The 14995-nt window shown below is 42.0% G+C and carries 11 protein-coding genes, 1 tRNA gene and 1 pseudogene; 11 read left to right on the top strand and 2 right to left on the bottom strand.

The annotated features are described in order from the left end of the window. Positions 1–88 precede the first annotated feature (88 nt). The 8 genes and pseudogenes from CYLST_RS10395 (at position 89) to ftsH2 (ending at position 10400) form a co-directional block, all read left to right on the top strand. The gene (locus CYLST_RS10395; protein WP_015207680.1) at positions 89–1537 is read left to right on the top strand and encodes a TM0106 family RecB-like putative nuclease; all 1449 of its coding nucleotides are present in this window, start codon (positions 89–91) and stop codon (positions 1535–1537) included. A 242-nt stretch (positions 1538–1779) separates the two neighbouring features. Beyond that, positions 1780–1929, top strand: a pseudogene (locus CYLST_RS36770) (esterase-like activity of phytase family protein); the annotation flags it as partial. Between the two features lie 373 nt (positions 1930–2302). Beyond that, positions 2303–3907: a serine/threonine protein kinase gene (locus tag CYLST_RS10400; protein ID WP_015207681.1), complete on the top strand. Its 1605-nt coding sequence runs from the start codon at positions 2303–2305 to the stop codon at positions 3905–3907. A 93-nt stretch (positions 3908–4000) separates the two neighbouring features. Then, entirely contained in the window at positions 4001–5527 is a 1527-nt protein-coding gene (locus CYLST_RS10405; RefSeq protein WP_015207682.1) for a serine/threonine protein kinase, read from the top strand. Between the two features lie 267 nt (positions 5528–5794). After that, positions 5795–5868, top strand: a tRNA-Asp gene (locus CYLST_RS10410). A gap of 81 nt (positions 5869–5949) precedes the next feature. Next, entirely contained in the window at positions 5950–7395 is a 1446-nt protein-coding gene (gene gltX / locus CYLST_RS10415; protein WP_015207683.1) for a glutamate--tRNA ligase, read from the top strand. Positions 7396–7588: 193 nt separating this feature from the next. Next, a complete protein-coding gene (locus tag CYLST_RS10420) occupies positions 7589–8086 on the top strand; it encodes a hypothetical protein (protein ID WP_015207684.1) in 498 nt (165 codons plus the stop codon). 427 nt (positions 8087–8513) lie between these two features. Beyond that, the gene (gene ftsH2 / locus CYLST_RS10425) at positions 8514–10400 is read left to right on the top strand and encodes an ATP-dependent zinc metalloprotease FtsH2 (RefSeq protein WP_015207685.1); all 1887 of its coding nucleotides are present in this window, start codon (positions 8514–8516) and stop codon (positions 10398–10400) included. A gap of 219 nt (positions 10401–10619) precedes the next feature. Here the strand turns inward: ftsH2 and CYLST_RS10430 are convergent, their stop codons facing one another. Next, the gene (locus CYLST_RS10430) at positions 10620–11834 is read right to left on the bottom strand and encodes an RNA-guided endonuclease InsQ/TnpB family protein (protein WP_015207686.1); all 1215 of its coding nucleotides are present in this window, start codon (positions 11832–11834) and stop codon (positions 10620–10622) included. 143 nt (positions 11835–11977) lie between these two features. Between CYLST_RS10430 and CYLST_RS10435 the strand changes: the two genes are divergently transcribed. The 3 genes from CYLST_RS10435 to CYLST_RS34370 all read left to right on the top strand — a co-directional run bounded on the left by CYLST_RS10435 (position 11978) and on the right by CYLST_RS34370 (position 13312). Next, a complete protein-coding gene (locus CYLST_RS10435) occupies positions 11978–12520 on the top strand; it encodes a cysteine hydrolase family protein (RefSeq protein WP_015207687.1) in 543 nt (180 codons plus the stop codon). After that, positions 12510–13055: a hypothetical protein gene (locus tag CYLST_RS10440; RefSeq protein WP_015207688.1), complete on the top strand. Its 546-nt coding sequence runs from the start codon at positions 12510–12512 to the stop codon at positions 13053–13055. Before CYLST_RS10435 ends, CYLST_RS10440 begins: the two co-directional genes overlap by 11 nt. Positions 13056–13168: 113 nt before the next feature. Next, positions 13169–13312 carry a hypothetical protein gene (locus CYLST_RS34370; RefSeq protein ID WP_157162559.1) on the top strand — a complete coding sequence of 48 codons (144 nt, stop codon included), beginning with the start codon at positions 13169–13171 and terminating at the stop codon, positions 13310–13312. Between the two features lie 48 nt (positions 13313–13360). Here the strand turns inward: CYLST_RS34370 and CYLST_RS10445 are convergent, their stop codons facing one another. Then, positions 13361–14824, bottom strand: coding sequence for a phenylacetate--CoA ligase family protein (locus tag CYLST_RS10445; protein ID WP_015207689.1), 1464 nt, complete (start codon positions 14822–14824; stop codon positions 13361–13363). Positions 14825–14995 lie beyond the last annotated feature (171 nt).

Below are 14995 nucleotides of genomic sequence, written 5' to 3' on the forward strand. Positions count from 1 at the left end.
CAATTTTGGATAGCTGTACTTTTAATCACAATAACTTTAGTAATCTGGGTTACTGCCAAAGCGTCCTAATTCTTGTTAGTTTAAAAGGATGTTAATTAATGCTGAAATCCTACTGCAATATCAACGCTGTAAGCGGCGACCTTTTTTAGATACTCATGGTGACAAAAGCCAGCGAAATGCTCCCAATGAGTTGCTGCTAAAAGTGCAGCAGGACAAAATCGCTCATCACCGGAGTGTTTTGGCACAGTTGACTTATCACCAACCAGATTATCCACGAGGAAACTGGCAAGCAGGTGCAGCAGCAACTTTAGAATTGATGCAACAAGGAGTTGAGTACATTCGTAAAGGAGTGCTACTAACCACTCATTCTGAAGGATACACCTTATTAAGTCGTCCCGATTTACTTGTGAAACAGCCAGGGACATCCTGCTTTGGCGATTGGATGTATACTCCGGCAAATATTGAACTGGGTAAGCGCCCCAAACAAGAATACCAAGTTGTAGTTGCATTTCACGCCCAAGTTGTGGCAACAGTCCAGGAAGTTTTACCCGAAACAGGTTGGTTGATATTGCGTCATCAAAACCAGGGTTATGCGGTAGATTTAGGCAAATGGATACCACAAATGGAGCAGATTTTGGGGGAATTTACCCAAGTTATCGAGTTACCCCATGCCCCAGAGATATTTATTTCCCGGCAAAAGTGCAATCTGTGCCATTGGTACAATCATTGTTATGCGATCGCACACTCTCAGCAACATCTCTCTCTCTTACCAGGTGTAACACCCGTTCGCTACAATCAACTCCAAGCAATTTCTATCACTACACTAGAATCTCTCGCCCATACCAGTCCCAGTATCCTAGAAAACCTACCTGGTTTTGAAAGAGAAGTTGCACCCAAAATAGTATTACAAGCCCAATCTGTACTGGAAAAACGACCGTTTATCTTACCCAAAGCGCCACCCGCCGAAACACTCACATTCACTGCCCCCATAGAGCTTTACTTTGATATTGAAGCTCAGCCAGACTTAGATTTACATTATCTCTTGGGGGTTTTGGTCGTTGACAGGCAAGCTAACACAGAGCAGTTTTATTCTTTTTTGGCAGAAAAACCAGCAGACGAAGGATTAATTTGGCAGCAATTTCTGGATTTGGTTTGGCAATATCCTGAAGCGCCCATTTATCATTTTTGCGTTTATGAATTTGATACAGTCAAACAAATGGCAAAGCTTTATCACACACCCAACGCCTCAGTAAAACCCGTACTAAATCGGTTTGTGGATGTGTATGAACAATTAATCCAAAGCGTCGCCTTACCAGTAGAGAGCTATGCCTTAAAAGCGATCGCCCGCTGGATGGGGTTTGAGTGGCGTGACAAAGAAGCTAGTGGTGCCAAATGTATCTATTGGTATGATCAGTGGCTAGAAACAGGCGATCGCACCTTACTAGAAGTTATCCAACGCTACAACGAAGACGACTGCCGCGCCACACGCAATGTCAAAGACTGGCTCGTCAACTTTGTTCAAGATGAATATCGATAGATGTCAGTATTTTAATCATGTAGGTAATTGAGAATTAGTAATCTCTTAACCTAAGTCAGATATTTTACAGGTTATTTTCACACTTTAGATTACCACTAAAGTATTTCGATACTAATTATCATAGGACTTACGCATGAGTTAAGGAGTAACGTAGACGCGGAGCGGCGTGCCGCAGGCTACCGCTCCAGGCGCAGAAGACGCAGAGAAATGAGAGTTTGAGAGATATTTTGCGTAAGTCCTATATCAGTTTCTTCCTTAGCAATTTAGCCTCGCGGGCTGTTACCTTAAGCAACATCTAGTTTATTGGACAAGCTACGTTAGCTACAGGATTATCCTTTCAAAAATCTGAATTGGGAGGCTTATCTGGAATTACCTACAACGCCAACAACGACCCTTAGTGGCTCCTTCCAGCATACCACTGATCAGGCTGCCGCTTTTTTCCTGTGTTAATGAAGCGGTAGAGCAATCATGTCTTTACGTTTATTTACGGCTACAAACAGGCAAATTAATTCAGAGTATTTGTATCTTTAGTATAATTACTTATAGGCGTCTATTTATAAATATGTTACACAGTAATTAAGAGATTTTGCTGACAAAGCAAATATACTTTCGTGAGAAGGTTACATTTTTTGTAGCCAATTTCATCGGAAATGATTGATTATCGGAAATAATTGATATTTTGATCTAAAGAATAATAGTAAAAGTTCCCTAAAAACCGAATGTATTAAGTATTTTTCTAGAAAAAATTTGTAATATAGTAATTTCATGCCACCAACTAAAGTTCAGGATATGGACAGGCAAAAAGCTGAGTTAGACATTTACATTGGAAAATTTTTAAACAATCGCTATTTAATCAGAGATTTAATTGGCAAAGGGGGGATGGGTAGGGTTTACCTAGCAGAAGATGCAGCTAAAGGTGGCTTGCGAGTCGCCGTTAAAATTCTCTTGCTAAATCTAATAAATCAGCATATGTCACAACGCTTTGGCAGAGAAATTTTTATTGGCGCTCAATTGGGTCGAAAAAGTAAAAATATTGTCCGCGTATTGAGTTACGGAGTTACTGAAGAAAAAGTCCCCTTCTATGTCATGGAATATCTCGAAGGAAAAAACCTAAAACAAATTCTCAATATTCAGCCTTTAACAATATCAAATTTTTTAGATATTTGTCAGCAAATATGTTTAGGTTTGCAATGCGCTCACCAAGGTATCAGCCTCAAAGGAGAAATTTATCCTGTTGTTCATAGGGATATTAAACCAGAGAATATATTTATCAATGATAATGCCAAAAAATCTGAGCTAGTGAAGATTCTTGATTTTGGCATTGCCAAGTTTTTAACAGAGCGCAGTGGGATGACACTGACTGATTCTTTTATCGGCAGTTTACCTTACTCTTCACCAGAACACATGGAAGGACGAAAACTATTGGATGTACGCTCTGATATTTACAGTTTGGGAGTACTGATGTTTGAGATGTTGACAGGAAAACATCCATTTCAACTCAAAAGTAACTCCTTTGGTAGTTGGTATCAGGCACATCGTTTTCAAGCTCCACCTACATTTGCAGAAGTGAATCCGCAAGCTCGAATTCCGCAGGACTTACAAAAATTGGTGATGAATTGTTTGGCTAAGGATACAAGCGATCGCCCCCAAAATATGGGTCAAATATTAGAAGTTTTAGTTCATGTTAAGGAGCAGCTTGAGGATGAACCTTCCATTAGTAACATCGAGCAATATCTGCCTCCATCTCCAGTGCAATTAGTACCTGTAACAACATTTTCAGAAAAAGAGTGTTTGCAGAAGACTTGGCCTAAAAATAAACCAGTTGCCACGATTGGTTTTCCCCATTTATTGCATACTCCACAAGGTACAGTACCAACTTTTTGGGCAATGTTACCCAGAGAAGAAATTACTAAATTTTTAGACAAAACACATAGCACTGAATTTATTACTAAAATGAATTTATATCCTATGGTCTTGTGGGTAACAGTGCTATATGATGACAACTTTTCTCTGACCAGATGGCTATCTTATTTCTTAGATCTCAAAGATAGTAGAGGGCAGAAATTAATGCATATTTTATCAGAAATAGGCTATTATCATCTGCTATTTTTCGCTATAGAAGAACCGACTAACTGCAACCATGTTATGACTTTTACTCTCACGGCTAGCCAGCGCCAACAACTCGCTGATTGTTTAGATATGAGTCAAAAATCAAATGAATTAATTTCGCCCAACCAAGCCAAAACTATTCTGAAAACAGAATATGAAAAACTGAAGTTAGAAGTGAATCTAAAATTGGCAACGCCTCAAAAAAATGAAACATTAGGTTTAAAAGCTTGGATAGCTAAATTATTTGATAATTTATTTTAATTTTGATAAAATCCGGAAATCGATGGATAGCGGAGACAAATTTGTAGGTAAAAACTTTAGTTTTAAATTGCCTAATTAATAGAGGATATCGAAGTGAATACAAGCTCATTTTCATCTCCAATCAATACAGGATTGCTTGCCAACCGTTATCAACTTAAGCAGATAATTGGTAGGGGTGGCATGGGTGAAGTTTTTTTAGCAAATGATGTTTTATTAGGAGGAGCACCAGTCGCCATCAAGTTTTTGTCTCAAACTATGTCAGATTACAAGTTGCAAGAAAACTTTGCTCGTGAAGCTCACATGAGTGCCGCTTTGAGTCAAAAAAGTCTACATATCGTGCGGGCTTATGATTATGGCTTGAGTGAAAATGGTAAGCCATTTTACGTCATGGAATATTTATGTGGCAAGAGTTTAAAGGATTTAATTCCTCTGTCTGTACCCATGTTTATTAAACTCTCTCGCCAGATTTGTTTAGGTTTGCAGTGCGCTCATCAAGGGATTAACATTGATGGCAAAATTTATCCGCTAGTACATAGAGATATTAAGCCAGCTAATATATTAGTTATCCCAGATCCAATATTGGGGCAGTTAGTCAAAATTTTAGACTTTGGAATTGCCAAATTTTTAAATTATTCAGCAGTAGCTAGCACAAATAAGGGTTTTAATGGTACTTTGCCCTACTGTTCTCCCGAACAACTCGAAGGGGGAGAATTAGACAGTCGCTCCGATATTTATAGTTTGGGTGTGATGATGTTTGAGATGCTCACAGGTGAAAAGCCCTGGAAACCAGAAACCGACTACTTTGGAGCCTGGTATAAAGCACATCACTTTGAACAACCACAAGCGATCGCTAATGTGAGTCCCCAACTCAAAATACCTCAACAGATCAATGATTTAATCATGGACTGTCTTGCTAAACAAGCCTGCAACCGTCCCCAAAACATCGCCAAAATTCTCCAAATTTTGGAAAGTGTGGAGAAGTCAATCGGTTTGACTTTGCCCACAAGTTCAGCAGCCAAATCTACCCCTAGCAGTTCATTAGGTTCTGGATTACCAACGAAAATCGCCGAAATTTGTCGGCAACTTGCATGGCCCCAAGATAAACCCATTCAGGAGATTGTGTTTCCCCAATTTTTAGACACCAATCCTGGATCTGTAGCTGCACTATGGTTGATGTTGCCTCAGCAAGAAATCAAGAACCGGGCCCTTTCAATCCGTCATAACGGGTTTATTTTTGTCACATCCCCTCATCCAATGTTGCTATGGGTAACAGTACTCTACAATCGGGAACTAGGCCCTAAGTGGTTGCCATGCTACCTAGATTTGCAAAATTCCCAGAATCAGAGACTAGTGTGGTCATTGGCGGAAAATGAACACCACCCTTTGATTTTCTTTACTATGGAAGCACCCCACTCCTGCGTTAATGTTCTCAGTAGTCGCATTGCTGCCACACAGCGGCAAATGTTGAAAACTTGGCTAAAACAGAGTCAGAAGCTACCACCCTCTTCTGTACCCCAATTGAGCAAAAATTTGTTAAAGCTACAGTATAAACAGATGCAATCCCAGATATTACAAAATTTAGAATCTCAGGCTCAAGTTATAGCGACGAAACCAATTTAACTATTTCGCGTAATGTTAAGAGGTTTTCTACAAGCAGGGGAGGTAAGCGAGAGTCATTGCTTTTGACGCTTCATCTAGCCAACTTACCAAACACATCTGGAGGTGTGAGCACGACAGAGGTTATTGTTCTGCTGAAGTCAAAGCAGTTCATGATGCTATAGTATGGCGTAAGCAGCAAAAGAGCTTGGCAAAATTTTCAAACATTAGGCTCTAAACTACTTGACAAGTAGAAAAAAAACAGAGATAATTGGAAAAGCTGCAAATCGAGGGACTGTAGTTCAATTGGTTAGAGCACCGCCCTGTCACGGCGGAAGTTGCGGGTTCGAGCCCCGTCAGTCCCGTTAAAAACCATGAGTCCTGAGTGTTATGATTTTATGCTCAGGATTCTTAACGTAAATATTTTGTGAAAGAGAGAATAAACTGTGACTGTTAGAGTCCGTATTGCTCCGAGTCCAACTGGGAATTTACATATTGGTACAGCTAGAACGGCTGTGTTTAACTGGTTGTTTGCCCGCCATCACGGCGGGACGTTCATTTTGCGGATTGAAGACACAGATCTAGAGCGATCGCGTCCCGAATATACAGATAATATCCTGGAGGGACTGCGCTGGCTGGGTTTGAACTGGGATGAAGGTCCATTTTACCAATCCCAACGCCTGCATCTCTACAAAGAAGCAGTACAAAAACTACTAGAACAGAAGTTAGCCTACCGCTGCTACACCACCTCTGAAGAACTAGAGGCGATGCGAGAAGCTCAAAAAGCGAGGGGCGATGCTCCTCGCTATGACAACCGTCACCGCAATCTCACCCCAGAACAACAGGCAGCTTTTGAAGCTGAAGGTCGCTCTTCTGTGATTCGTTTCAAAATTGAAGATGAGCGGGAAATTGTCTGGAATGACCTAGTACGGGGCAAAATGTCTTGGAAAGGTAGCGATCTCGGTGGTGATATGGTCATTGCTCGCGCCTCTGAAGATGGCATTGGGCAACCACTGTACAACTTTGTCGTTGTAGTAGATGACATTGATATGCAAATCAGTCATGTGATTCGCGGAGAAGACCATATAGCCAACACCGGCAAGCAAATTTTGCTCTATGAAGCGTTGGGTGCAAAAATCCCAGAATTTGCCCACACACCGCTGATTTTGAACATGGAAGGGCGCAAGCTTTCTAAACGGGATGGCGTCACTTCCATTTCTGACTTTCAGCAAATGGGTTTCACCGCCGAAGGCTTGGTGAATTACATGACATTGCTGGGTTGGTCTCCCCCAGACTCAACTCAGGAAATATTCACCTTAGATACAGCAGCTAAGGAATTTAGCTTTGAGCGTGTTAATAAAGCGGGGGCTAAGTTTGACTGGGACAAACTAGATTGGTTGAATAGCCAGTATCTCCACAGTATGCCAGTAGATAAACTCACAGATTTGCTCATACCTTACTGGGAAGGAGCCGGGTATAATTTTGCTGGCGGCAGAGAGCGCCCTTGGTTAGAGGAGCTAGTTACATTACTGAGCGCTAGTCTGACTCGGTTGGTGGATGCTGTCGCGATGAGCAAACTGTTTTTTAGCGATGTCGTGGAATTTAGCGAGGAAGGAAGTACACAACTTCAACAAGCTGGTTCGGCTGCGGTGCTTCAGGGAATTCTCACAGCCTTGGAAGCTCAAACCCAATTGTCAGCAGACACCGCCCAAAACATGATTAAGCAGGTGGTGAAAGAGCAAAATGTGAAGAAAGGCTTGGTAATGCGATCGCTCCGAGCCGCTTTAACTGGAGATGTTCACGGCCCCGACCTGATCCAATCCTGGCTATTATTAAATCAGATTGGTTTAGATAAACCGCGCTTGAGTCAAGCGATCGCCGCAGCCAATTAAGGCACAGTAGCGGGTGCGAGGAAATATTTGAGATTTTAGGGGTACACATTTGTGTTCCCCTATTCATCAAGTAGAGCCAAAGATCATCATCCCAAATATTAAATCGAAAATAAGTAGTCAATTCCTCTCATTTTGGGAACCTGGCGTGTAAAATTCATGTCTTCAAGAACACTTAGAAATGAATGTAATTACAATGCCGAAAACAGCGCTCAATAGAGGGATAAGATTATCGTTCATGATAGTTACGCTCTTCATCACATCGGTAATTAATGCTGCTGCTGATGCTCAAGAAGCGCCACCGCCGATATTTGGAGATCTCACCATCAACCAGAAATTCTCCCCAGACCCCCTGACAGTTCGCGGGATGAGTGGCGGCTCTGTTCCTGGAAAACAGGTAGCTGGGAGGGCAGAAACACCCACTGGACCTTGTACTGGATTTGTTGATCAAGCACCAGACCATACCCTAGAACTAACAAGTAAATTTGACTATCTGAAGTTGCAAATACAAAGCCCTAAGGACACCACTATCATCATCAAGGGGCCTGGCGGTACTTGGTGTAATGACGATTTTAATGGCAAAAATCCTGGCATTGTTGGTGAATGGCTCAAGGGAACTTACCAAATTTGGGTTGGTTCCTACGACGAGGGCAAGTATTTCCCTTACACTCTAGAAATTACAGAAGCGAAGTAGGTCAAGGGCTTGCTGAGTGCTGAGTCCTCAGTGGGGGAGAAGAGGAAGGTATTTCTCCCCTAATTTCTCCTGCTTGCTCTGCTCTCAACAACCGCCCGATTTTTTTTGTAATGAAATATTGTATGAGAATTAAGTTAAATTTAGTTAAGATTATTGATAGGCTTGATGAATCTACCGTAAGGCCTTTTTGGCTGTTTGGTGATGCATGAGCAAATATCAGATTAAAGAAAATGGATTTATAAACATCCGTTACACAGCACAGTGACTGAAAGATGAAAGATTAAGTATGAAAGATAAAAACAGGTCTCACGAACCGGGCATTTTAGCCGTTGGGCTAAAATGGAAAACTTTATACTTCACTCTTCATCCTTCCTTATTCGGTTACTAAGGCTGATGAATTTTACAGGCACTTAGAGGCAAATAAAAGATGAAATTCTCCTGGAGAGTCGTAGCACTCTGGTCTACGCTGGCTTTGGTAATTGGCTTTTTCTTCTGGCAAGGGGCATTTGCAGGTGCGCCTGCGGACGCGACTAAGAATGCAGCCAATACCCGCATGACCTATGGTCGCTTTCTGGAATACTTGGACGCTGATCGCGTTTCCAATGTTGATCTCTACGACGGCGGTAGGACAGCAATTGTCGAAGCTGTGGATCAAGATATTGAGAATCGCATCCAACGCTGGCGGGTGGATCTGCCTGCTAACGCCCCTGAATTAATCAATAAACTCAAAGAAAAGAGAGTGAGTTTTGATGCCCATCCGATGCGGAATGATGGTGCAATCTGGGGATTGTTGGGCAATCTGGTGTTTCCAGTTTTGTTGATTACTGGGCTGTTCTTTTTGTTCCGCCGTTCTAACAACCTCCCCGGTGGCCCTGGTCAAGCGATGAATTTTGGCAAATCCAAAGCTCGTTTTCAAATGGAAGCCAAAACCGGAGTCAAATTTGACGACGTAGCAGGGATTGAAGAAGCAAAAGAAGAACTTCAAGAAGTTGTCACCTTCCTCAAACAGCCAGAAAGATTTACCGCCGTTGGCGCACGTATTCCCAAAGGAGTGCTGTTAGTTGGGCCTCCCGGAACAGGTAAAACTTTACTCGCAAAAGCGATCGCCGGCGAAGCTGGTGTACCTTTCTTCAGCATTTCTGGTTCAGAATTTGTGGAAATGTTCGTCGGTGTGGGTGCTTCCCGTGTCCGCGACTTATTCAAGAAAGCTAAAGACAACGCCCCCTGTATCATCTTTATTGATGAAATTGACGCCGTAGGACGGCAACGGGGTGCTGGTATTGGTGGCGGTAATGATGAGAGAGAGCAAACTCTCAACCAACTGCTGACTGAAATGGACGGTTTTGAAGGCAACACAGGGATTATTATTATTGCTGCTACCAACCGTCCTGACGTACTAGACTCAGCATTGTTGCGTCCCGGACGCTTTGACCGCCAGGTAACTGTCGATGCACCAGATATTAAGGGACGCTTGGAAATCTTAGGCGTTCATGCTCGGAATAAGAAATTAGACCCCAGCGTTTCCTTAGAAGCGATCGCCCGGCGTACCCCCGGATTCACTGGCGCTGATTTAGCTAACTTGCTCAACGAAGCAGCTATTCTCACAGCCAGAAGACGCAAAGAAGCTATCACCCTCGGCGAAATTGATGACGCTGTGGATCGGGTAGTCGCAGGGATGGAAGGTACTCCCTTGGTAGATAGCAAGAGCAAGCGCTTGATTGCTTACCACGAAGTTGGACACGCCTTGGTGGGTACTTTGATCAAAGACCATGACCCTGTACAAAAGGTAACTTTGATTCCTCGCGGACAAGCTCAAGGTTTGACATGGTTTACCCCCAATGAAGAACAGGGTTTGATTTCCCGTTCTCAGTTAAAAGCCCGGATTACTGGTGCTTTAGGTGGTCGCGCCGCTGAAGAGGTGATTTTTGGGGCTGCGGAAGTGACAACGGGTGCTGGTGGCGACTTGCAGCAGTTGTCGGGAATGGCACGGCAGATGGTGACTCGCTTCGGAATGTCCACTTTAGGTCCCTTGTCACTGGAAAGCCAACAGGGTGAAGTGTTCTTAGGTCGTGACTGGACAACCCGATCTGAGTATTCTGATGCGATCGCATCCCGCATCGATGGCCAAGTCCGCGCGATCGTCGAAGAATGCTATGACTTAGCTAAAAAGCTTGTCCGTGACAATCGCACTGTTACCGATCGCTTAGTAGATTTGCTGATCGAAAAAGAAACCATTGACGGCGCAGAATTCCGGCAAATTGTGGCTGAGTACACCGAAGTACCAGAAAAAACCCAGTTTGTACCAACGCTGTAAGCTTTTAACTAATCGTGAAAATTGACTGGGGATGGTAAAAACCGTCCCCCTTTTTTATGCAAGATTTATACTAAAACTTACATTCTGTATTTTGCAGGTTGACGGGTTGAGCAATGGTATTTTAATTTCTAAGTGTATCAGCCAAGCTACTGCACTCTCAACCGTTTATTGGGGAGAATAATCAATATGAAACGAGCCTTATTATTGACACTCTCAGGTCTAAAGACACTGAGATTCTTTAATCAAAGACATGACTTGCTCATGCAGGATTACTCCAGCATGAGTAGAGGACTCATCTCCTAAAGCGTTGCTTGCATCAAGTGCAAAGGTTCCGATATGCCCTACCGTACCCAATCCCCGACTAAGGATATTTCTAGCTGCGTTTTCGTCCCTATCCATCACGCAACCACACTTACAAGAGTGTGTTCTGGTAGATAGAGTTTTTTTAACAACTTCACCACAGCTAGAGCATTCTTGGGTTGTGTATTGCGGATTAACCGCAACCGTGACACGTTTAAATACGAGTCCAAAATATTCAATCCAGACACGAAACTGATACCAAGATGCATCGTTAATAGACTTGGCTAAACAGTGATTTTTCACCAGATTTTTCATCCTCAAATCTTCATAGGCTATCAAGTCGTTAGACTGAACTACGCACCGTGCTAATTTCACAGCATGATCTTTACGTTGCCTACTTATTTTGAGGTGGCGTTTACCTAAATAAAGCCGTGCCTTACCCCGATTTTTTGAACCTTTTACCCTTCTCGAAACTCGACGTTGTGAACGCTTAAGAACCTTTTCTCCACTACGCAAAAACTTAGGGTTCTCAACCATCAAGCCGTCAGAGTCAGTGTAGTATTCCTTTAGCCCAACATCTAACCCGACAGTCTTGCCAGTTGGTTTAATATTTTCAGACCGATTAACATCAACACAAAATTGGACATACACCCCATCAGCACGCTTAACCAACCGAACCCGCTTAATTTGATTCATTTGGTAAAAGTGCAAATCACGAGTGCCTTTTAATTTAAGTCGTCCAATGCCTTTTTTGTCAGTAAAAGTTATAGACTTTCGGTCATCTGCAAGCTTCCATCCTGAAGTCTTGTACTCGACCGAGCGACAATCTTTTTGGAATTGAGGATACCCCTTTAAACCCGGAATACCCTTCTTGCAGTTGTCATAAAACCTAGAGATAGAAGACCATGCTCGTTCAGCAGAAGCTTGTCTAGCCATTGAATTAAGTTCGTTTGCAAAAGGAAAGTTAGACGCAAGTACAGCACAATATTTCTGCAAATCATTTTTACCCGTATCTTTAACATCCATCCATAGCCGAATACAGCTATTGCGAATGAACTTAGCAGTCCGAATTGCATCATCTATTGCGACTAGTTGCGCTGATTTCCCATAAGCTTTGAACTCAAAAACAAGCATTAGTTATACCTCCTAATCTTATACTACCATAGTTGGTATAAAAATTTGGCATTTCAGAAAGATTGAATGCGGTTAAAACCGCACGAGTCGCTTATATCTCAGGGCTGAAGCCACTGAGATTTACGCTTACCGGCTAATTTGTAATCGATGTTCAGAATGAATATTTCACCGGTAAGCTACCAGTTACCTACCCATCAGGAACACTAGATAAAATTCTGCAAGTGATGAATATTGCTGGTGAACGGGGCATTCCAGTTATCGTTGTTAGACATACACAGCTAGCAGCAGATTCTCCCATTTTTAAACAGGGGAGTCAGGAATGGGAACTGCATCCTGAAATCGCTAAACATCAATATGATCTCCTAATTGAGAAAAATTTGCCAGGAAGCTTTACAGGAACTGAATTAGAGTCTTGGCTGAAAGAGAAGGGCATTGATACTGTAGTCATCTCTGGATATATGACTCAAATGTGTTGTGATACAACAGCTAGGCAAGCCTCCCATTTAGGTTTTTCTGTAGAGTTTCTTGCTGATGCTACAGGAACTCTTGCTTTTAAAAACGATGCAGGTGCTGTTACTGATGAAGAACTGCACCGGGCAATATTAGTTGCCCAAGATAACTTTATTAGCAAGGTAATAAGTACCTCTAAATGGATTAACAATCTTGCAGATACAAATGAAAACTAAAACTAACTTATTTGCTTTTTCTAGCGTTACTTTGACCTTTACTTATCTGACAGTCGGGGCAGTTCTTGCACAGGTGAAACTAACAAACCAGTCAAAATTAGCTATTAACGGGATTGGGCCTATTAGAGTTAGGATGACTGTCCCTGAAGCGGCAAAAGCTGCTGGTACGCGGTTAGTTAGCGATCCACTTAATAATAATTGCTACTACATTAAACCTCAAGGTGAACCGAAAGATATTGGGTTTATGGTGACACAAGGTCGCATTTCTAGGGTTGATGTGTGGCGAAATAAAAAAATTACTACCTTAAAAGGCGCAAAAATTGGGGATAGCGAAGCGCGAATTAAGTCTCTTTATCCAGGACAAATAAAAGTCTCCTTTCATAAATATGTTCAAGGTGGGCATTATCTAACTTTTGTTCCCAAAGACAGCGCTGACAAGAACTATCGCGTTGTATTTGAGACTGATGGTAAGCGTGTAGTCACATTTCGCTCAGGTAAACTGCCAGAAGTGGAATTTGTGGAGGGTTGTAGTTGAGTTTCCTTTTTTAACAGGGCAATATTAGTTGTCCAAGATCACTTTATTTAGTTAGGTAATCAGTCGGCTGGAGTCCGAGGCCTTCCGACACCCGACAACCAGTAAAAAGAGGGATGGCGAACAAAGCGCCATCGCGCTCTTTTGTGAATCCCTTAGAAAAAAGTCATCTCAATTCTTCCGAGTTGAGAATTTTGGCTTGTCCATTGCCATTTACCTTCATGGTAGACGAAACCCTTTATTTGCCAGGATTCCAATAGTCTAAGCGAAATGCCGATTAGAGTGTCAGCAATTTAAAATTGCTGCTATTACTGAACAATACCTCTTTGCTTAATAGAGGTTTTCGTTGTCTGAGATAGGCTAGGCCAGGAGACAAAATTGAGCCGAAGAATTCGCTTTTTTCGGTCGGTATCCCAAATACTATAAAGATTTTTATAAGCTTCAAAAAAATATGGTTCTAAGCGTCCCAAAGTTTTCACTAAAGAGTAATAAACCAAATCTATCTTTTCTAGATCAAGATCAATATCTTGTATGGTTTCTAAATTAAATGATAGATACTGCTGATTTTCTTCGTAAACAATTGTGGCGCGGTATAATCCAGTGAGAATATCCTTTAGATCTTCATTTTTAACTGCTTCATCTAACATATATTCCATCAAATTTGCTGCACCAATGATCAGGCATCTATCAGCCCGACCTGTGATAGCTATTAGATCAGGAAGCCCCTCACTAGCTGATTGTAGAAGTTTCACCCAAGGTTCATCTTGAGGATTGAGATGAGGAGAGGAGAGAATAGCTTGTCTTAATTCTCGCCAACTATATAGAGACACTCGGTCATAAAGAATGTAGCGCACCAGAGGAATTCCTTGCCAAAGAGTAACGCATAGGTTTCCGTTGACAATTTCCAAAAAAGTGTCTGGTGCAGCGAAATGAAAGAACTGGGGAATCGGGAATTCTATCCCTAATTCTCCAGTGAGAGCCTCATTTTGGCACAACAGTTTTCGCACAGCGACAGAATAAAGTGATTCAAATCCAAGATTTCCAGTATCAGCACTGGCATAAATGGAAAGCATAAATGGGATATTGTCTGCCACCTCTGCCTGATTTTGGAAGAAAATACGCAGTGTTTCTGGAAATGGTTCACCACCCACCAAATATCTAAGTTTTTTCACCGGAAGAGACTGTTTTAACTGACTGGCTCTCAAGTGAAGGTGAGCAATGGCGGAGGGGACAATCAGGAGAATAATCTGCTCGACAGAAGACTCTAATTGGCAGATTATTTTGATAATTTCATCAATATCATTGCCAGGACAGAGAACCCAGAAGGGATAAGGAGCATTGAGCGCCACATTTTTGAGGTTCCAGGAAGCAGATTCTCCCCCAATCCAGCCTCCAAGATTAAATCCAACAATAGCTAGTGTTTTTTTCTGCTCGATAGCAAATATGTCCTCAAAAAACTTTTTTCCTACTACAGGTGCAGAGCGATAAGTTGATTTTAGTTGTGGCCAATAAAAGCTGTTACCCGATGAGCCAGAAGAGCGAAACAAAGCAAAAATTTCTTCCGGCTCCCTTACCAGGATATCTTCATAGGGATAGACTAGGGCATAGGATTTCTTATCTGAGGTTGGTAAATTTTCAAAAGGTTCACCAGGTTTTAAATCATGTGTTTCTAGATAGCGTTTATAAGCAGGTACAACCTGTTGAGCTTTTTGAGCTAACTTTTCTGCTGTCTCTTTTGAACCTAGACTGTTTTTCAAGAATGCTTTATTCATGTTTCTTAGTTCTAAAGGTATCCACTTTTATTTATTTTTGAACCAGATTTGCGTTCAGCCACTTTGAAATGGCTAGTTGCTATGCTGCTACTTGCAAACCTAGCTGGGTATAATAATCGGTTCTTAAACTCCCACCAATACCAACAATTTTAAGTAGAATAGCATGATTAA

Origin of the sequence: Cylindrospermum stagnale PCC 7417 (assembly GCF_000317535.1) — a bacterium.
Classification (GTDB): Bacteria; Cyanobacteriota; Cyanobacteriia; order Cyanobacteriales; family Nostocaceae; genus Cylindrospermum; species Cylindrospermum stagnale.